Below are 19,859 nucleotides of genomic sequence, written 5' to 3'. Positions count from 1 at the left end.
TTTCTCGAGCAAGGCCTGACTGCCCACAAGAGGCCAGCCGCAGCTCCCCGGAGAACCTGATGAAAAAACTCAAACTGGTGATGATCGGCAATGGCATGGCCGGGGTCCGCACCCTCGAAGAACTGCTCAAGCTGAGCAACGAGCTGTACGACATCACCGTCTTCGGCGCCGAACCGCACACCAACTACAACCGCATCCTGCTGTCGCCGGTGCTGGCCGGCGAGCAGACCTTCGAGGAGATCGTCCTCAACGACCTCGACTGGTACCTGGAAAACCACATCAAGTTGCTGCTCAACCGCAAAGTGGTGGAGATCGACCGGGTCAAACGCCGGGTGATCGCCGAGGACGGCACCGAAGCCGAATACGATCGCCTGCTGATCGCCACCGGCTCGACCCCTTTCATTCTGCCGATCCCCGGCAACACCTTGCACGGGGTGATCGGTTACCGCGACATCGCCGACACCCAGGCCATGATCGACACCGCCAAAACCCACAAACACGCGGTGGTCATCGGTGGCGGTCTGCTCGGTCTCGAAGCCGCCAATGGCCTGATGCTGCGCGGCATGCACGTCACCGTGGTGCACATCGGCGAATGGCTGCTGGAACGGCAACTGGACAAAACCAGCGGCCAACTCCTGCAAACTGCCCTCGAATCCCGAGGCTTGCACTTCCGTCTGTGCGAACAGACCCAGGCCTTGCACGACGCCGGCAATGGCCGGGTCGGCTCGGTGCAGTTCAAGAACGGCGACATCATTCCCGCTGATCTGGTGGTGATGGCGGCCGGCATTCGTCCTAACACCGAATTGGCGGAAAAGGCTGGCATCCCGTGCAATCGCGGCATCCTGGTCAACGACACCCTGCAAACCTACGATCCGCGCATCTACGCCATCGGCGAGTGCGCAAGCCATCGCGGCATTGCCTACGGTCTGGTCGCGCCATTGTTCGAACAGGCCAAGGTGTGCGCCAACCACCTCGCACAATTGGGCTTCGCCCGTTATCAGGGCTCAGTAACCTCGACCAAATTGAAAGTCACCGGCATCGACCTGTTTTCCGCTGGCGACTTCATGGGCGGCGAAGGCACCGAGACCATCACTCTCTCCGACCCGATCGGCGGCGTGTACAAAAAACTGGTGATCAAGGATGACGTACTGGTTGGCGCCTGTCTGTACGGCGATACGGCAGATGGCGGTTGGTATTTCCGGCAGATTCGTGAGAATCACGCCATCGGCGAGATCCGCGATCACCTGATGTTTGGCGAAAACGCTTTGGGCGACGTAGGACATCAGGGCCAGGACAAAGCCATGGTCATGGCCGACACCGCCGAAGTCTGCGGCTGCAACGGCGTGTGCAAAGGCACCATCGTCAAAGCGATTCAGGAACACGGCCTGTTCAGCGTCGACGAGGTGAAGAAACACACCAAAGCGGCCAGCTCCTGCGGCTCGTGCGCCGGGCTGGTCGAGCAGATCCTGATCAACACCGTGGGTGGCGCGGCCGACGTTAAACCGAAAAGCGAAAAAGCCATCTGCGGTTGCAGCGACCTCAACCACGGCCAGATCCGCCAAGCGATTCGCGAACAGCATCTGCTGACCATCGCCGGCACCATGAGCTACCTCAACTGGCGCACGCCGAACGGCTGCGCAACCTGCCGCCCGGCCCTCAACTATTACCTGATTTCCACCTGGCCCGGCGAAGCCAAGGACGATCCGCAGTCACGCCTGATCAACGAACGTGCACACGCCAACATCCAGAAGGACGGCACGTATTCGGTGGTGCCACGGATGTGGGGCGGCGTGACCAATCCTTCGGAACTGCGACGGATTGCCGACGTCGCCGACAAGTACAACGTGCCGATGGTCAAGGTCACCGGCGGTCAGCGCATCGACTTGCTCGGCATCAAGAAGCAGGACTTGCCCGGCGTCTGGAAAGACCTCGACATGCCGTCCGGCCACGCTTACGGCAAATCCATCCGCACGGTGAAAACCTGCGTCGGCAGCGAGTTCTGCCGCTTCGGCACGCAGAACTCGACACAACTGGGCATCGAACTCGAGCACGACCTGTTCAACATGTGGTCGCCGCACAAAGTGAAACTCGCTGTCTCCGGATGCCCACGCAACTGCTCGGAAGCGGGGATCAAAGACGTAGGAATCATCGGCGTCGACTCCGGTTGGGAGATGTACATCGGCGGCAACGGCGGGATCAAAACCGAAGTCGCCGAATTCTTCGTCAAGCTGAAAACCGCCGAAGAAGTGCGCGAATACAACGGCGCCTTCCTGCAGCTGTATCGCGAAGAAGCCTTCTACCTCGAACGCACCGTGCACTACCTGCAACGGGTCGGCATGGAGCACATCAAAAAAGCCGTGCTGGAAGACCCGGAGCGCCGCAAAGCGCTGAACGAGCGCCTGCAATTCTCCCTGTCGTTCGAGCAAGACCCGTGGAAAGAACGTCTGGCGCAGCCGCAACTGAAGAAAGAATTCGACGTAATTCCCGTGAAAAACCTGGAGGTGCCGGCATGAACTGGCTGGATATCTGTGCCCTCGACGAGATCAATACCCTCGGTTCGCGGATCATTGCCGGGCCGAAAGGTGACATCGCGATTTTTCGCACAAGCGACGACGAAGTTTTCGCCCTCGACGACCGCTGCCCACACAAGGGCGGACCACTGTCACAAGGGTTGATCTACGGCAAACGCGTGGCCTGCCCGCTGCACAACTGGCAGATCGACCTCGAATCCGGCGAGGCGCAGGCGCCGGACATCGGTTGCGCGCACCATCACCCGGCGCGGGTCGAAAACGGTCGGGTGCAGTTGGCTCTGCGGGATGCCATCTGATGAACCGCCAGACGACCGCCTCGACCTGCTGTTATTGCGGGGTCGGCTGCGGCGTGCTGATCGAGCATGACGGCGAGCGCATCCTCGGCGTCAGCGGCGATCCGGCGCACCCGGCCAACTTCGGCAAACTGTGCAGCAAAGGCTCGACCCTGCACCTGACCGGCGACCTTGCCGCTCGCGCGCTGTACCCGGAACTGCGCCTGGGCAAAGGCCTGGCGCGCAGCCGGACAGACTGGGACACCGCACTGGAGCATGCCGCCAACGTGTTCGCCGAGACCATCGCCGAGCACGGCCCGGACAGCGTGGCGTTCTATATCTCCGGACAGTTGCTGACCGAGGACTATTACGCCTTTAACAAACTGGCGCGGGCACTGGTCGGGACCAACAATATCGACAGCAATTCGCGCCTGTGCATGTCTTCAGCCGTGGTCGGCTACAAGCGCAGCCTCGGCGCCGACGCCCCGCCGTGCAGTTATGAGGACCTGGAACTCAGCGATTGCGTGATGATCGTCGGCAGTAACATGGCCTACGCCCATCCGGTACTTTTCCGTCGACTGGAAGAGGCAAAATCCCGCCGCCCACAGATGAAAGTCATCGTCATTGATCCACGGCGCACCGACACCTGCGACCTCGCCGATTTGCACTTGGCGATTCTGCCGGGCACAGATGTCGCTTTGTTTCATGGGATTTTGCATCTGTTGTTGTGGGAAGACTGGATTGATCGCGATTTCGTCAAAGCGCACACCGATGGCCTCGCCGAACTGAAAAATCTGGTGCGCGATTACACCCCGCAAATGGTTTCGCAGTTATGCGGCATCAGCGTCGAGCAATTGCAGCAGTGCGCCGAATGGGTCGGTACTTCGCCGAGTTTTTTGTCGCTGTGGTGCATGGGCCTGAACCAGTCCACAGCCGGCAGCGCGAAAAACAGTGCACTGATCAATCTGCACTTGGCCACCGGGCAAATTGGCCGTCCGGGTGCAGGACCTTTCTCTCTCACCGGTCAGCCGAATGCCATGGGCGGACGCGAAACCGGTAGTTTGTCGAACCTGTTGCCGGGTCATCGTGACGCGGCGAACCCTGAACACCGCGCCGAAGTGGCAGCTTATTGGGGTGTGGATCAACTGCCGGAAAGCACTGGTCTCAGCGCCATCGAACTGTTCGAGCAAGTGCGCAGCGGCAAGATCAAGGCGTTGTGGATTGCCTGTACCAACCCTGCGCAGTCGATGCCGGACCAGAACTCGGTGCGCGCTGCACTGGAAGCTTGCCCGTTTGTGGTTCTGCAAGAAGCCTTTCGCACCACCGAAACAGCAGCGTTTGCCGATCTCCTGCTACCCGCCGCCAGTTGGGGCGAGAAGGAAGGCTCGGTAACCAATTCCGAGCGGCGTATTTCCCACGTGCGCAAAGCCATCCTCCCACCGGGTGAGGCGCGGCCGGATTGGGCGATTACGGTAGATTTCGCGCAGCGTCTGGAGAAACGTCTGCGCGCCGATGAGCCGAGCCTGTTTACGTTTAACCAACCTGCGCAGTTGTTCGATGAATTCAAAGGGCTAACCCGCGGCCGCGACCTGGACTTGTCCGGGATCAGTCACGCGCTGATCGACGAGATCGGGCCGCAGCAGTGGCCCTTCCCTGTCGGTGCCCGAGAAGGAACAACCCGACTCTACGAGGACGGTATTTTTCCTACGTCCACTGGCCGCGCTCATTTCATTGCCGACCCTTACCGCGCCGCCAAAGAACAGCGTGATGCACGCTTTCCACTGACGTTGATCACTGGCCGCCTGCGTGATCAATGGCACGGTATGAGCCGCACCGGCACGGCGGCGCAATTGTTCGGGCATGTCAGCGAAGCAGTGTTGAGTCTGCATCCAGACGAAATGCGCCGGCATCGTTTGCAGCCGGGCGATCTGGTCAACCTTAAAAGTCGTCGCGGTGCAGTTATTGTCGCGGTCGGAAGTGATGACAGCGTACGTCCGGGGCAAGCATTTCTGCCGATGCACTGGGGCGACCGCTTTCTCAAGGGCGGCGTGAACAGCCTGACCCTGCCGGCCTTCGATCCGTTGTCGAAACAACCGGAACTCAAACACAGCGGCGTGCGCCTGGAACCGGTCAATCTGCCGTGGCAGCTTTTCGCACTGATCGAAGGTGATGTTCAACGGCATTTCGAGACGCTACGACCGCTCTGTGAGGCATTTTCCTACGTGAGTATCAGCCTTGTCGGACGCGAGCGATCGGCGCTGCTGATACGCGCTGCGAGCAATGAAGCGCCGGATGCGCAGTTGCTCAGTGAAATCGACCGATGCCTGTCACTGATCGACGGCCCGGTTTTGGCCTATGACGACCCTCGCCGGGCCATTGGCAAGCGCGTGCGTATTGAAAACGGTCGTATCACCGCGATTCGCCTGGCCGGCGAAACCCTCGCGCAGCATTGGTTGCAAGGGTTGTGGCTGGAGGGCCGTGCGGACGAACAACTTCGGCGCTGGTTACTTGCACCGATGAGCGCTCCGCCAGGCAGTGCTGGGGCGCAGATCGCTGCGGATAAAACCCTGTGCAACTGCAAGAACGTCAGCCTCAACGCTGTCTGCGCCGGCATTCGCCAGGGGCTGGATCTGCAAGGCTTGAAAAACAATCTGGGTTGCGGCACGCAATGCGGCTCCTGTGTCCCGGAAATAAAACGCTTGCTGGCTGCCGATGTGCAGCCAGTCGCCGTCATCTGATGAGGAAAACACCATGAACGCAAAAGTCTGGCTGGTGGGTGCAGGTCCTGGTGATCCCGAATTATTGACCCTCAAAGCGGTGCGCGCCCTGCGCGAAGCCGATGTGGTGCTGATCGATGATCTGGTCAACGACGCGGTGCTGGAACACTGCCTTGGCGCGCGAATCATTGCCGTGGGTAAACGCGGTGGTTGCCGTTCGACACCGCAGGCGTTTATCCATCGGCTGATGCTGCGCTATGCCCGCCACGGCAAGTGTGTGGTGCGGCTCAAGGGCGGCGATCCGTGCATTTTCGGCCGAGGGGGCGAAGAGGCGCAGTGGCTGCGTGAGCGTGGGGTCGAGGTGGAACTGGTCAATGGCATCACCGCCGGGCTCGCTGGAGCGACGCAGTGCGATATTCCGCTGACGTTACGGGGTGTGGCGCGAGGTGTGACGCTGGTGACGGCGCACACTCAGGACGACAGCCAGTTGAACTGGCAGGCACTGGCACAGGGGGGTACCACGCTGGTGGTTTATATGGGCGTGGCCAAGCTGGGGGAGATTCGCGATCAACTGCTGGCAGGCGGGATGGCGGCGGATACGCCGGTGGCGATGATCGAGAATGCATCGTTGCCGGAGCAGCGCGAATGCCGGAGTGATCTGATGAGCATGAGCGATGACGCAGGAATTTTCGGATTGAAGAGCCCGGCGATTCTGGTGATTGGTGCGGTGGCGGCTGCTGGTGAAGATCAAAAGATCGCAGCCTGCGGCAGCTCCTACAGGACGTATGCAGATTTCATGTAGGAGCTGCCGAAGGCTGCGATCTTTTAAAGCTTCAAAGCCAAATCGCAGACAAAGAAAAGCCCGGCCTAAGCCGGGCTTTTCTCAGAGCGGCAGCTAATTACTTAGCTTGAGCTTCAACCTGCGCTTCTACGCGACGGTTTACAGCGCGGCCAGCTTCAGTTTTGTTGTCAGCAACTGGGCGGGATTCGCCGTAGCCAACAGACTGAACGCGGGACGATTCAACACCGTACTGGTTGGTCAGAACTTGCTTAACGGCGTTTGCACGACGCTCGGACAGTTTCTGGTTGTAAGCGTCAGGACCGACGGAGTCAGTGTGACCTTCAACAGTAGTGGTGGTGGATGGGTACTGCTTCATGAAGTCAGCCAGGTTCTTGATGTCGCCGTAGCTGTTGGTTTTAACAACAGATTTGTCGAAATCGAACTTAACGTCCAGCTCAACACGAACAACTTCAGCAACTGCTGGGCAGCCGTCAGCGTCAACAGTTACGTTGGCTGGGGTGTCCGGGCACTTGTCAACGTTGTCGCAAACGCCATCGTTGTCGCTGTCGGAGCAGACTTCAGCTGGTGCTGGAACTGGAGCAGCAGCAGGCTTGGAGCCGCCACCGAAGTTCACACCGATACCAACGCTAGGAGCCCACTCGGTGTCGCCCTGGTCGATGTTGTACTGAGCTTCAACGCCGGCACGGGCGTAGAAGTTCTCGGTGAAGTACAGCTTGGCACCGCCACCAACGTTAGCGAAGGTAGAACGGTTACGACCGTTCGAACCGTTCTGGTCGATGCTCTGGTCGGAGAAACCGGCCGAGACGTATGGACGCAGCATGTCGCCTGGGTTGTTGAAGTGGTACAGAGCGTCCAGAGCGGTGTTAGCGCCTTTTACGTTCTTGCCATCATCGGCACGTACGTTGTGCACTTCGTCGTAGCCCAGACGCAGTTCAACGTCGTCGGTCAGGAAGTAACCGATCGAACCGCCGAACAGGTTGCCGTTGTTCTTGAAGTTACGAGCGCTGTCGAATTGTTCTTTCTTTGCGAAGCCTTCGATTTCAACTGCGCCTTGGCCTTGTGCCAGAGCGCCGAACGAAGTGGCGGCAATCAGAGAACCAATGGCCAAGCCCAAGGTGTTTTTCAGTTTCATCCGTTAAATCCCCATCTGGTGATTGTGAAGCAGTCCCGCAAACCGGGGGACAACTCGGCGGCAAGTCTATCAGAACTTGCCTACACGTAAGAGATATTTGCGCTGAACTAAGTTTCAGCAATGCCTGCAAATTTCTCACGCAATTTATCTAGAGCACGTTTGTAACGCATTTTTGTCGCACTCAAACCCATGTGCATGATGTCTGCGATCTCCTGAAACTCCAGCTCTGCGACAAATCGTAGCACCAGAATTTCGCGGTCGATCGGGTTCACATACACCAGCCAGCGATCAAGTCCGCCCTTCTCCTCGGGTTTCGGCGCCTTTTCTTCGGACGCTTCCTCAAGGGGGTCAAGACTCAATGCGTCCATCAAGCGACGCTTTCGCCGTTCCTTCCGATACTGCGTAATACATTCGTTGTACGTGATGCTGTAGAGCCACGTTTTGAACTTCGATTTCCCCTCGAAGTTCTTCAGGCCATACAGCACCTTCAACATGACTTCCTGACAGACATCGTCTGCGTCGCGATCGTTCCCAAGATATCTCGCACAAACGTTAAATAATGTTCGCTGGTAACGCCGCATCAGTTCTTCATAGGCGCGCGTTACGTGAAAAAGCTCGGTATGCGAGCGCGCGACCAACTCCTCATCAGAGAGCTCGCGGGGGTCGTAGCGCGTGGATAGCGTTTGGGCTTTATTCAAAACAAGTCGTGCCGACAGTCAGGTCAATGTCCACCGCAACCAGCATCAGCTGGCATTTCGCGGCGGCATACATTAGCAGGGTTTGCCGGATTAGCGGCTACTCACATGCTGTTCCAGCAGGATCCGATTGGAAAGAGAGACTAGCTCACCCTCATCGGTCAGCAATGTGGTTTTAACCGTGCCTATCTCTTCGATCTGGCCTTCGACCTCGCCAACACGCACTTGTTGCCCAACCTGATACAACTCACGCACATAGATTCCCGCAAGAATCTGACCGGCAATTTCCCGGCTTCCCAAACCCATGGCCAGCGCAACGGCCAGACCAACGGTAATCAAAACGATGACAATCACATGGTTCAGCAGGTCGGTCTTGACCTCTAGCTGACTGATCGCGACCGAGATGCTGATGATGATCACCAGCCCCTGGGCAATTCGCCCAAGCCCCGAAGCGTAGTCCAGGCCCACACCTTCTGCCGCCCCGCGCACCAGCCCGTTGGCCAATTGCGCGAGCAATACACCTACCAGCAACACCAGCGCCGCGCCGAATACTTTCGGCAAATAGAGCGCCAACATATCCAGCGTAGCTGAAACTCGCTCAAGGCCAAGGGATTCTGCTGCAGAAACCAGGAATATCAGCAGAACGAACCAATAAACGATTTTGCCGATAAGGGTCGAGATCGGCACTTGCAGCCCGGCCCGCGACATTAATTTGGTCAGGCCGGTGCCACCCATCAGGCGATCGAGGCCGAGTTTGGCGAGCAGCTTGGAGAGCAAGGTATCGAGCAGCTTGGCCACGACGAAACCCAACAGCAGCACGACCAGTGCGCCGAACAGGTTCGGGATGAAGTTGGCTACTTTGGTCCACAACGCAGTCATTGCAGTGACGAGGCTCTGAGTCCAGAGGTCGAGTTCCATATTCAATCAGCCTTATCAGCAGTGCGAGCGGTAGGTTTACGAAGACGGGAAACCGGCGAGACATGGGCCGAGCCGTTATTCAGGGCGATCATCAGCGCGGGCAGCCAGCGGCCCAGCAGGCTGAACAGATCACCGGCGCCAACCTGGCGGTTGGCGGTTTTGAGTACGCGGCCCAGACAGGCATCGTCGTCGCGGCTGGACGGCGAAGCGTTGAGCATGTCGCGCAAAGACTGTTCAAACGGATCGTGCATACGCACCTCTCGTGATGTCTGTGAAAGACGCGGGCAGATTTGGTCGGGTCACATGCGCCATTTTCAGACCCAGCGCAAACGACGGAATAACCACCACTGACCGAAGGCCAGAGCGAGCACCGTCAAGCAGGCGATCAGGAAGCCATAAGGGCTGCTGGAGAATGGAATTCCGCCAACGTTGATGCCCAGCAGACCGGTGATAAAACTCATCGGCAAAAAGATGCAGGTGATGATGCCGAAGCGATACATCGTGCGATTCATACGCTCGCTCAAACGCCGGTCTTCGGCCTCCAGCACAAGCCCCACGCGCTCTCGGGTCAATTCGAGCTCTTCGAGATAGCGGGTCAGGCTGTTGTTCAATTCGTTCCAGTAATCGGCATCGTCATCGACAAACCACGGCAGTTTTATCCGCGTGAGTTGTCCGAAAATATCCCGCTGCGGCGCAAGAAAACGCTTCAGCCCAGCGGCCCTGCGCCGGATGTGCAAAATGGCGCCATGCTCGGGGGTATACCGTTCGTCGGCATCCATCTTTTCTTCTTCCTCATCGGCGATTTCCGAGAGGCAAGTGACCAGATCCTGCACCTTATTGGTGAGGAACTGCGCCAGATAAAGGATGAGCTCAGAAGAGGTTTTCGGGCCCTTGCCGTCCGCCAATTGCACCAACAGTTCATCGGTGGCGCGCAATGGGCGCAAACGCAGGGAAATCACCCGTTGGGCCGAAGCGAAAATCCGCACCGAGACCATGTCTTCCGGCTCGGCGCCTGGATTGAGATTGACCCCGCGTAAAAACAGCAACAGCTCGGCATCCGGCAGCGGCAACAGGCGCGGCCGGGTGTTCTCTTCCAGCAGCAGGTCGCAGGTGAATTCATTGAGGCCGCTGGTTTTGCGCAGCCAGGTCTGGGTTTGCGGATGGCTGCGATCCCAATGCAGCCACAGGCTTTCATGGGCCTGCAACTGCAAATCGTCAAGCTCAGTCCGGGCTATCGAACGCGCACCGCCTTTTCCGTCCAGCACCAGGGCATGCACCAGCCCCCATTGCGCGTTTTCTTCCTCGAACATCCGCATCCCTTTGTCGAAAGCTTATTCAGGCATCTTCAGCGGACTTGGCGAGACGATCACGCCGTTGTTGTCCGCATAAATGTAGTGGCCCGGGTGGAACGTCACGCCGGCGAACGTCACCGGGACGTTGAGGTCACCAATGCCGCGTTTTTCGGTTTTCATCGGGTGGCTGGCCAGCGCCTGCACGCCCAGATCGGTCTGCGCGATAACGTCGACGTCACGGATGCAGCCGTAGATCACCAGCCCTTCCCAGCCGTTTTTAGCGGCTTTCTCGGCGATCATGTCGCCCAGCAATGCACGTCGCAGCGAACCGCCGCCATCGACCACCAGCACCTTGCCGTTGCCCTTGAGTTCAGCCTGTTCCTTGACCAGCGAGTTGTCTTCGAAGCATTTGATGGTCACGATTTCACCGCCGAACGAATCACGGCCACCGAAATTGCTGAACATCGGTTCCAGCACCTGCACCAGCTCCGGATAGGCGTCGCACAGGTCAGGCGTAAGGTAATGGTTCATCGAAAAACTCCTGTAACAAGGAAGACGATCAAGGATGACGCATTCTTTTGAGACGATCTCCGGTGGTCGCTGTTTACCTTAGCTCATTGAATGTTGGCTGAATGAACCTGAACAAACGCTGAAACGTAATCGCTAAACTGCCACCGAATATGACCAGAACCGCACAATTCGTCATATCTTAGCCGCAAGCCAACCCGAACGAAATGCCCTTTTCAGGGCCTCCCTCTCAGACCGCAGCGGCCAGATCCGGCTTCTCGCCCAGCAACGGCGTCTGCTGATTGTTCAACCAGCGCGCCACCAATGGCCATACCTCAGTCTGCGCCGCTTTGCTCACCAACATCTCGACATGACCGAAATTATCGTTGAAGCCCTGCTCGCGGCCCAGATTGATGAACTGCTTGTGCTCCGAGCCGATCTGCTCGAACAACTTGCGACAGGCCCAGGCCGGATCCTGATGATCCCCTGCTGCAGTCACCGCCAGCACTGGCACTTGAACATCGGCCAGACCCGCCCACCAATCCTTGTCCTTGTCGCCAAAACGGCCGAACAAGCCGTACCAGCGCATGCTTTCCAGCGCCAGACCGATCGGCTCATCTTCCGGGCCACGCTTGAGGCGCGAACCCGACAGCTGTGCGAAGCGCTTGAGAATGAAGCGCCCGCTCCACTCCACCGGCGGAATTTTCAGCGGCCAGTAAGTACGGCTGACCTGGGTGCCGAAAAACGCCGCCGAAGCCACTGCCGGTTCGCCAAGGTATTCGCCACCGAGCGCCGCCGCCAATGTGATGCCGCCCAACGAATGGCCGATCCAGTGCGGAATCTGCCCGCTCTGCTCACGCACGAACGCGGCAATCGCCGGCAGATCGTAGCGGGCATAGTCGGCCACGCGGTTGCGCCGGTATTCCTCGTTGCGCTGTGACAGGCCGTGGCCGCGCATCTCCGGAATCCACACGTCGAAACCCAGTCGCGTCAGATACGCGCCCAAGCCCAGGCCTTTGGGTGAGAACCAGAAGCGCCGATTGGAAAAACTGCCGTGCAGCAAAATGACGGGCACACCGCGAGGCGCCGAGTCATCGGCCATGCCCAAGCGGGTCACAGCGATTTCCACGGACCAGTCGGGGCTGTTGCCGGGTTTCAGGCGATACACGTCTTCGCTCAGATCGCCACGCCGTTCGGCGCTGATCAGGGCGACAGGAAATAGGTCACTGCTGCTTTGCATAATGCTCTTGCACAAAAAAGGGCGGCATCTACAGGAGCCCGCCCTACTTGAATCTCAAAGCCCTGCCCTTGTGGGAGTGAGCCTGCTCGCGAAAGCGGTGTGTCAGCCAATCCATGGCGGATATTGCTCCGTCATCGCGAGCAGGCTCGCTCCCACAGGGGAAGCGGGCCGTTCACATACTCATTAAGCCGGGGCTTGGCCTTCGGCGAGGAAGAACCAGGTTTCCAGCACGGTATCCGGGTTCAGCGACACGCTTTCGATGCCCTGCTCCATCAGCCACTTGGCCAGATCCGGGTGGTCCGAAGGACCCTGACCGCAGATGCCGATGTACTTGCCGGCCTTGTTGCACGCGGCAATCGCGTTAGCCAAGAGCTTCTTGACCGCCGGATTACGCTCATCGAACAGGTGCGCGATGATACCGGAATCACGGTCCAGACCCAGGGTCAGCTGAGTCAGGTCGTTGGAGCCGATCGAGAAGCCGTCGAAGAACTCGAGGAATTCTTCAGCAAGGATCGCGTTGGATGGCAGCTCGCACATCATGATCACGCGCAGACCGTTCTCGCCGCGCTTCAAGCCGTTTTCGGCGAGCAGATCGACGACCTGGCTGGCTTCGCCCAGGGTACGGACGAACGGCACCATGATTTCAACGTTGGTCAGGCCCATCTCGTTGCGCACACGTTTCAGCGCGCGGCATTCGAGTTCGAAGCAGTCACGGAACGATTCGCTGATGTAACGCGAAGCGCCACGGAAGCCCAGCATCGGGTTCTCTTCTTCCGGCTCGTACAGCTTGCCGCCGATCAGGTTGGCGTATTCGTTGGACTTGAAGTCCGACAGGCGCACGATGACTTTTTTCGGCGTGAACGCTGCAGCCAGGGTGCTGATGCCTTCCACCAGTTTGTCGACGTAGAAGTCGACCGGGTCGTTGTAACCGGCAATGCGCTTGTCGACGCTGTCCTTGATTTCCTGCGGCAGACCGTCGTAGTTCAACAGCGCTTTCGGGTGGACGCCGATCATGCGGTTGATGATGAATTCCAGACGGGCCAGGCCGACACCGGCGTTCGGCAGCTGTGCGAAGTCAAAAGCGCGGTCCGGGTTGCCAACGTTCATCATGATCTTGAACGGCAGCTCCGGCATGGCATCGACGGAGTTCTTCTTGATGTCGAAGCCCAGCTCGCCTTCGAAGATGTAACCGGTGTCGCCTTCGGCGCATGACACGGTCACGCCCTGGCCATCCTTCAGCAGCTGGGTGGCGTTGCCGCAACCGACCACTGCCGGAATACCCAGCTCGCGAGCGATGATCGCCGCGTGGCAGGTACGCCCGCCACGGTTGGTGACGATGGCGCTGGCGCGCTTCATCACTGGTTCCCAGTCCGGGTCGGTCATGTCGGAAACCAGCACGTCGCCCGGCTGGACTTTGTCCATCTCGGAGACATCTTTGATGATGCGCACTTTGCCGGCGCCGATGCGCTGGCCAATCGCACGACCTTCAACCAGCACGGTGCCGGTTTCTTTCAACAGGTAACGTTCCATGACGTTGGCCTGGGTGCGGCTTTTCACGGTTTCCGGACGGGCCTGCACGATGTACAGCTTGCCGTCGTCACCGTCCTTGGCCCACTCGATGTCCATCGGGCAGCCGTAGTGCTTTTCGATGATCATCGCTTGCTTGGCCAGCTCGCTGACTTCAGCGTCGGACAGGCAGAAACGCGCACGATCAGCCTTGTCGACATCGATGGTCTTGACCGAACGACCGGCCTTGGCCTCGTCGCCGTAGATCATCTTGATGGCTTTGCTGCCCAGGTTGCGACGCAGGATCGCCGGACGACCGGCCTCCAGCGTGCCCTTGTGCACGTAGAACTCATCCGGGTTGACCGCGCCTTGTACGACGGTTTCGCCCAGACCGTAGGCGCCGGTGATAAACACCACGTCACGGAAACCCGATTCGGTATCGAGGGTGAACATCACGCCGGCCGTGCCGGTTTCCGAACGCACCATGCGCTGCACGCCGGCCGACAGGGCGACCAGTTTGTGGTCGAAGCCCTGGTGCACGCGGTAGGAAATCGCACGGTCGTTGAACAGCGAAGCGAACACCTCTTTGGCGGCGCGGATAACGTTTTCCACACCACGGATGTTCAGGAAGGTTTCCTGCTGACCGGCGAACGAGGCGTCCGGCAAGTCTTCGGCGGTGGCGGAAGAACGCACAGCCACGGCCACGTCAGGGTTGCCGGCCGACAGCGCGGCGAACGCGGTGCGGATTTCGGCATTCAGTTTTTCGGGGAATTCGGCTTCCATGATCCATTGACGGATCTGTGCGCCGGTTTTGGCCAGGGCGTTGACGTCGTCGACGTCGAGCGCATCGAGGGCCGCGTGGATCTGGTCGTTGAGGCCGCTCAGTTCGAGGAAATCACGATAAGCCTGAGCCGTCGTGGCGAAGCCGCCGGGGACCGAAACACCGGCGCCTGCCAGGTTACTGATCATCTCGCCCAGGGATGCGTTCTTGCCCCCCACATGCTCAACATCGTGTTTGCCGAGCTTATCGAGGGAAACTACGTACTCTACCAAGGTGATCTCTCCACTAACTGTGTTGGAAAAGCTCAGAAACCGGCGGCCCGGGGGAGCCTTGGCCGGTTGTATGGCCTGGACCTGGAAAATAAGTGAGAATGCTGGCCATTGGCGGCCGGCAAATCGCGCCTATCATATCCAAGATTGATGACTAGCTTAAGGCCCAAGGTGCAAATGAAACGATCTGCTTTCTTCATCTCCGATGGCACCGGCATCACTGCCGAAACCCTGGGTCAAAGCCTCCTGGCGCAGTTCGAAAACATTACCTTCAGCAAATTCACGCGACCGTACATCGACAGCGTGGATAAAGCGCGAGCCATGGTACAACAAATCAACAAAGCCGCCGAAACCGACGGCTTTCGCCCGATCATCTTCGACACCATCGTCAATCAGGACATCCGTGAGATTCTCGCAACGTCCAATGGTTTCATGATCGACATTTTCTCGACCTTCCTCGCCCCACTGGAGCAGGAACTGACCGAGCATTCTTCCTATACCGTCGGCAAATCGCATTCGATCGGGCACAACTCCAATTACATGGAGCGCATCGAGGCGGTGAACTTTGCCCTCGACAACGACGACGGTGCGCGCACCCACTATTACGACAAAGCCGACCTGATACTAGTGGGCGTGTCGCGATGCGGCAAAACGCCGACGTGTCTGTACATGGCCATGCAGTTCGGCATCCGCGCGGCCAACTATCCGCTGACCGAAGACGACATGGAGCGCCTGACCCTGCCGACGGCCCTGCGCGCGCATCAGCACAAGCTGTTCGGCCTGACCATCGACCCCGACCGCCTCACCGCGATCCGCAACGAGCGCAAGCCCAACAGCCGTTATTCGAGCTACGCCCAGTGCGAATTCGAAGTGCGCGAAGTGGAAAATCTGTTCCGCCGCGAGAACATCCCCAACATCAACTCCACGCATTTTTCGGTGGAAGAGATTTCGGCGAAGATTCTGGTGGAGAAAGGTGTGGAGCGGCGGTTCAAGTAGATTGCTGGTGTCTGTGCGACCGCTATCGCGAGCAGGCTCACTCCTACAGTTGATCTTCAGCGGGCACAGATCATGTGGACGACAGAGATTGATTGTAGGAGTGAGCCTGCTCGCGATGAACGATTACACGATCTCTGTCAGTGCCCGGCTTAAAGCTTCAAACCCTGCCAGCAACAACCGATCATCCCCCACCGCATTACACACACTCACCCGAATAAACTGCGGCACCGCTGCATGCCCCACAGCAAACGCCTCAGCAGTGGCCACCAGATAGTTGTTCTCCTTCAACTCCGCCGCAATCTGCGACGCCCGCCACAACTCAGGCACCTCGACCCAGAAATGCGGGCTGTAAGGGTGAGTCTTGTAATTCAAACCCTGCAGAACAGGCGCCACCAAGGCCTTGCGCCGAGCAATTTCGCTGATCTGCTCGTCCAGCAAACGCTCAGCCATGCCGCTTTCAATCCACAGGCTCGCCACTTCCATTGATAACGGATTGGCCATCCAGCACGTTGCGCGGATGGCGGCACTCAAACGCCCGATCAACGCTTGCGGCGCGTGCAGATAACCGACGCGCAATCCGGCGGAAACAGCCTTGCTCAGACTGCCGATCAACACCGAGCGCTCAGGCGCAAAGTAACTCAGCGGCAACGGACGCTGACGGTCCAGAACGGCGTGGGCTTCGTCTTCGATAATCAGCAAATTGTGCTGGCGGCAGATCTCGGCAATCGCCTCGCGCCGTGAAATCGACATCACGGCGGCTGTAGGATTCTGGATCGTCGGCGTGCAATACAGCGCTGAAACACGATGCTGACGGCAAATGTCCTCCAGCGCCGACGATAAAAGCCCTTCGTCATCCATCGCCGCGCCAATGAGTTTTATCCCGAGCTGACGTGCGACTCCAATCAATCCGGGGTAGGACAAATGCTCGGTGACCACCGTGTCGCCGGCCTTGAGCAGGCCCATCAACGCGCACAACAGACCATGTTGGCCGCCGTTGACGCACAACACCTGATCGGCGTGCGGGACAAACGCCGCATGTTGCAACCATACCGCCCCGGCCAATCGGTGCCGTGCCAGCCCCGCTTCGGCGGTGTACCCGGTCAACTGCTGTAGCACCCGCGGATCGCTGGCCAGTTCCTGCAGACTTTGGCTCATGAACGCCGCTTCCTGTGCGGGAATCGGCTGATTGCGGCTCATGTCGAAACAGCCTGACGGCTCATCGCTGACATTGCGAAAGCCTTTGTCCTGCGGCCGCTCCATCCCGCGCTGACACACATAGGTGCCATCTCCTACGCGAGCAACCACCAATCCGACACGCTCAAGTTCACCGTAGGCACGACTGATAGTACCGATGGTCACGCCCAGGCTGTCGGCCAGCAATCGGTGCGGCGGCAACTTGCATCCCGCATCGATCACACCTTCGTCGATGGCCTGTACGACCGCAGCGGCCAAGCGTTTGTACTTCACGCCGACGCCATTGGCGAGGCCGTCGCGGAGGATTGACACCATGGCAATACTTACTTTGACAGTCATTCTCGCCCCGAATAGCTTGCTGAAAACAGGTTCAATCAGAAATAAACCGTTTCCGCGATCAGGTCAATTCCACCGTTCGGAGCACGCCACATGTCGACCGCCATCAGCACACCGATGAATATCAGCAAACCCTGGCTCGCCGGATTGCTCACCAGCACGCTGTTTCTGATCGTCTGTCTGAGCTGGGGCACGACCTGGCTAGGAATCAAGATTGCCGTGGAAAGCGTGCCGCCGCTGACGGCCGCCGGGTTGCGCTTTCTGATTGCCTTTCCGCTGTTCCTCAGCTTTGCGCTGTTGCGCAAGGAACCACTGTTATTTCCCCGGCAAAGCCGCTGGTTCTTTGTGTTCGTCACGCTGTCGTATTTCAGCCTGCCCTACTACCTGCTCAACTACGGCGAAATGCACGTCTCGTCCGGCCTGACAGCGCTGCTGTTCAGTTGCATGCCGGTGTTTATCCTGATGTTTTCCGCGCTGTTTCTGCGCGAGAGAATCTACCCGTCGCAGATGCTCGGCATCGCCATCGGCTTTGGCAGTCTGTTCATGATTATTCGCAGTCAGGGCCTGCACCTGGATCAGGCCGAATGGCTGGGGGTGCTGGCGATTCTCTGTGCAGCGGTGATGCACGCGCTGTGTTACGTGGTGACGAAAAAACATGGCAGCGCCATCAGCGTCATCACCTACAACACGCTGCCGATCGGCATCGCCGGGCTGATGTTATTTATTGTCGGACTGCGCGTTGAGACACCGGTGTTCAGTGACGTCAGCGCACGCTCGTGGGGCGCCCTGCTGTATCTGGGACTGGTGGCCTCGGTCGGTGGATTCATCGTTTACTTTTTGCTGCTTAAACGCTTGAGCCCGATCATCCTGTCGTTCGTGTTTATCATTTTCCCGGTGTTCGCCGTGATCATCGGCGCCTGGTACGAGGGGCAAACCCTGTCCCGGGAGCTGATGATCTATTCGGCGATTTTGTTGAGCGGTTTTGCGATCACCAAGTTGCCTGTGGAAAAATGGTTCAGATAACGAACAGATCCACAAAGCGGTTTACCGGGGTGGCTTCAAGCAGCGCCTGATCCTTGCACAACGCGCAGATCTCGCTGCTGCGCTGGCCGGTGAAGCGCGTGGCCAGGTTGGCTTTGAACTTGTCCTCAAGCAACGGAATGCCCTCGACACGGCGGCGACGATGACCGATCGGGTATTCCACCACGACGTTTTCGGTGCTGCTGCCGTCCTTGAAAAACACCTGCACGGCATTGGCGATAGAGCGTTTGTCGGCCTCCAGATATTCGCGGGTGAAACGCGGTTCTTCGACGATGACCATTTTCTCGCGCAGTACATCGATGACCGGATGCGCCCGGTGGAAATCGTCTTCGTACTGCTCGGCGACCAGATTGCCGAACGCCAGCGGCACAGCGGTCATGTACTGGATGCAGTGGTCGCGGTCGGCGGCATTGGCCAGCGGCCCGATTTTGGAAATGATGCGGATCGCCGATTCGTGAGTGGTGATGACGATGCGGTCGATTTCATGCAGACGATTGCGCACCTGCGGGTGCAAGGTTACCGCCGCTTCACAGGCGGTTTGCGCATGGAATTCGGCGGGGAAGCTGATCTTGAACAGCACGTTTTCCATCACGTAACTGCCGAACGGCCGCGAGAAACTGAAAGCGCGTTTATCTTCCGGTTTCAGCGCCAGATCGCTATTGGTGTGGCTGAACAGCACGTCATAAAAGCCCCACTGTTTCGCAGTCAGCACGCCGGGAATGCCCATTTCGCCGCGCATGGCGATGTCGGCCAGACGCACGCCACGACTCGTCGCATCCCCCGCTGCCCAGGATTTTCGCGAACCGGCGTTCGGCGCATGACGATAAGTGCGCAGGGCCTGACCGTCGGCAAACGCATGGGACAACGCCGACAACAGTTGCTCGCGATTGGCCCCCATGAGTTTGGCGGTGACGGCGGTTGAAGCAACTTTCACCAGAATGACGTGATCGAGTCCTACGCGATTGAAGGAGTTTTCCAGGGCAATCACGCCTTGAATTTCGTGGGCGATGATCATCGCTTCGAGCACATCGCGAATCGTCAGCGGTGACTCACCGTTGGCCAGACGTTTTTGCGAGAGGTGATCAGCCACCGCAAGAATTCCGCCGAGGTTGTCCGAGGGATGGCCCCATTCGGCGGCGAGCCAGGTGTCGTTGTAGTCGAGCCAGCGAACGATGCAGCCGATGTCCCACGCGGCTTTCACCGGGTCGAGGCGATAGCTGGTGCCGGGGACCCGCGCACCGTAAGGAACCACTGTCCCTTCGACGATCGGGCCCAGATGCTTGGTGCATTCGGGAAAGCGCAACGCCAGCAGACCGCAGCCCAGCGTGTCCATCAGGCAGTTGCGGGCGGTGTCGAGGGCTTCGGCAGAGGGGGCTTTGAAGGTGAGGACGTAATCGGCGATGTCCTGCAGAACACGGTCGTAGTCGGGGCGGTTGTTCAGGTCGACGTTGGCGCTCATTGCGGTTCTCCTGTGCGGGAATGATGAGTGGGTGCAGTCTTCCTCAGGGCTTGGCGGGTTTGGTCGGGTTGATTGCAGGTCTGGGGTGCCTGCTTGTTTTGGGTTTCTTCAGTGGGTGGGCCCCTCACCCTAGCCCTCTCCCGAGGGAGAGGGAACTGATTGGGGGATGCT

At 58.8% G+C, this 19,859-nt stretch carries 16 protein-coding genes; 6 read left to right on the top strand and 10 right to left on the bottom strand.

Annotated features, from left to right (window positions below; genetic code table 11):
• Positions 1-59: 59 nt before the first annotated feature.
• Genes nirB through cobA form a run of 4 tightly spaced genes read left to right on the top strand, consistent with a single transcriptional unit; the run spans position 60 to position 6,322 of the window.
• On the top strand, positions 60-2,513 hold the full coding sequence (nirB, locus tag CKW17_RS12585; protein ID WP_095120051.1) for a nitrite reductase large subunit NirB: 2,454 nt from the start codon (positions 60-62) through the stop codon (positions 2,511-2,513).
• The gene (nirD, locus tag CKW17_RS12580; protein ID WP_095120050.1) at positions 2,510-2,827 is read left to right on the top strand and encodes a nitrite reductase small subunit NirD; all 318 of its coding nucleotides are present in this window, start codon (positions 2,510-2,512) and stop codon (positions 2,825-2,827) included. The genes nirB and nirD overlap by 4 nt, the downstream gene beginning before the upstream one ends.
• A complete protein-coding gene (locus CKW17_RS12575; protein WP_095120049.1) occupies positions 2,827-5,541 on the top strand; it encodes a nitrate reductase in 2,715 nt (904 codons plus the stop codon). The genes nirD and CKW17_RS12575 overlap by 1 nt, the downstream gene beginning before the upstream one ends.
• Positions 5,542-5,554: 13 nt before the next feature.
• A complete protein-coding gene (gene cobA, locus CKW17_RS12570) occupies positions 5,555-6,322 on the top strand; it encodes a uroporphyrinogen-III C-methyltransferase (RefSeq protein ID WP_095120048.1) in 768 nt (255 codons plus the stop codon).
• 97 nt (positions 6,323-6,419) lie between these two features.
• Here the strand turns inward: cobA and CKW17_RS12565 are convergent, their stop codons facing one another.
• The 8 genes from CKW17_RS12565 to ppsA all read right to left on the bottom strand — a co-directional run bounded on the left by CKW17_RS12565 (position 6,420) and on the right by ppsA (position 14,665).
• Positions 6,420-7,454 carry an OmpA family protein gene (locus tag CKW17_RS12565; RefSeq protein ID WP_095120047.1) on the bottom strand — a complete coding sequence of 345 codons (1,035 nt, stop codon included), beginning with the start codon at positions 7,452-7,454 and terminating at the stop codon, positions 6,420-6,422.
• Positions 7,455-7,561: 107 nt separating this feature from the next.
• Complete coding sequence (gene sigX, locus CKW17_RS12560; RefSeq protein WP_011333251.1) at positions 7,562-8,152, bottom strand: RNA polymerase sigma factor SigX; 591 nt, start codon at positions 8,150-8,152, stop codon at positions 7,562-7,564.
• A gap of 90 nt (positions 8,153-8,242) precedes the next feature.
• The gene (locus tag CKW17_RS12555; protein ID WP_007916401.1) at positions 8,243-9,067 is read right to left on the bottom strand and encodes a mechanosensitive ion channel domain-containing protein; all 825 of its coding nucleotides are present in this window, start codon (positions 9,065-9,067) and stop codon (positions 8,243-8,245) included.
• A gap of 2 nt (positions 9,068-9,069) precedes the next feature.
• Positions 9,070-9,318, bottom strand: coding sequence for a hypothetical protein (locus CKW17_RS12550; RefSeq protein ID WP_008076827.1), 249 nt, complete (start codon positions 9,316-9,318; stop codon positions 9,070-9,072).
• 63 nt (positions 9,319-9,381) lie between these two features.
• On the bottom strand, positions 9,382-10,377 hold the full coding sequence (locus tag CKW17_RS12545; RefSeq protein ID WP_095120046.1) for a zinc transporter ZntB: 996 nt from the start codon (positions 10,375-10,377) through the stop codon (positions 9,382-9,384).
• 21 nt (positions 10,378-10,398) lie between these two features.
• The gene (rraA, locus tag CKW17_RS12540; protein ID WP_095120045.1) at positions 10,399-10,890 is read right to left on the bottom strand and encodes a ribonuclease E activity regulator RraA; all 492 of its coding nucleotides are present in this window, start codon (positions 10,888-10,890) and stop codon (positions 10,399-10,401) included.
• Positions 10,891-11,116: 226 nt separating this feature from the next.
• The gene (locus CKW17_RS12535; protein ID WP_095120044.1) at positions 11,117-12,106 is read right to left on the bottom strand and encodes an alpha/beta fold hydrolase; all 990 of its coding nucleotides are present in this window, start codon (positions 12,104-12,106) and stop codon (positions 11,117-11,119) included.
• Positions 12,107-12,289: 183 nt separating this feature from the next.
• Positions 12,290-14,665 carry a phosphoenolpyruvate synthase gene (gene ppsA, locus CKW17_RS12530; protein WP_016985585.1) on the bottom strand — a complete coding sequence of 792 codons (2,376 nt, stop codon included), beginning with the start codon at positions 14,663-14,665 and terminating at the stop codon, positions 12,290-12,292.
• Between the two features lie 174 nt (positions 14,666-14,839).
• Here ppsA and CKW17_RS12525 point away from each other — a divergent pair, with 174 nt between their 5' ends.
• Entirely contained in the window at positions 14,840-15,658 is an 819-nt protein-coding gene (locus CKW17_RS12525; RefSeq protein ID WP_007916411.1) for a pyruvate, water dikinase regulatory protein, read from the top strand.
• A gap of 123 nt (positions 15,659-15,781) precedes the next feature.
• Here the strand turns inward: CKW17_RS12525 and CKW17_RS12520 are convergent, their stop codons facing one another.
• Positions 15,782-17,191 (bottom strand): PLP-dependent aminotransferase family protein, encoded by a 1,410-nt coding sequence (locus CKW17_RS12520; RefSeq protein WP_095120043.1) that lies wholly within the window; start codon positions 17,189-17,191, stop codon positions 15,782-15,784.
• A 114-nt stretch (positions 17,192-17,305) separates the two neighbouring features.
• Here CKW17_RS12520 and CKW17_RS12515 point away from each other — a divergent pair, with 114 nt between their 5' ends.
• A complete protein-coding gene (locus tag CKW17_RS12515; protein WP_176470068.1) occupies positions 17,306-18,211 on the top strand; it encodes a DMT family transporter in 906 nt (301 codons plus the stop codon).
• On the opposite strand, the gene prpD is transcribed toward CKW17_RS12515, so the two are convergent.
• The gene (gene prpD, locus CKW17_RS12510; protein WP_095120041.1) at positions 18,204-19,688 is read right to left on the bottom strand and encodes a 2-methylcitrate dehydratase; all 1,485 of its coding nucleotides are present in this window, start codon (positions 19,686-19,688) and stop codon (positions 18,204-18,206) included. The genes CKW17_RS12515 and prpD overlap by 8 nt on opposite strands.
• Positions 19,689-19,859: the final 171 nt, after the last annotated feature.

The sequence above is a fragment of the Pseudomonas sp. Irchel s3f10 genome, from assembly GCF_900187515.1.
In the GTDB taxonomy this organism is placed as follows: Bacteria; Pseudomonadota; Gammaproteobacteria; order Pseudomonadales; family Pseudomonadaceae; genus Aquipseudomonas; species Aquipseudomonas tensinigenes.
The sequence above is the reverse complement of the archived record's forward strand: the minus strand, read 5'-3'. Positions and strand labels throughout refer to the sequence as shown.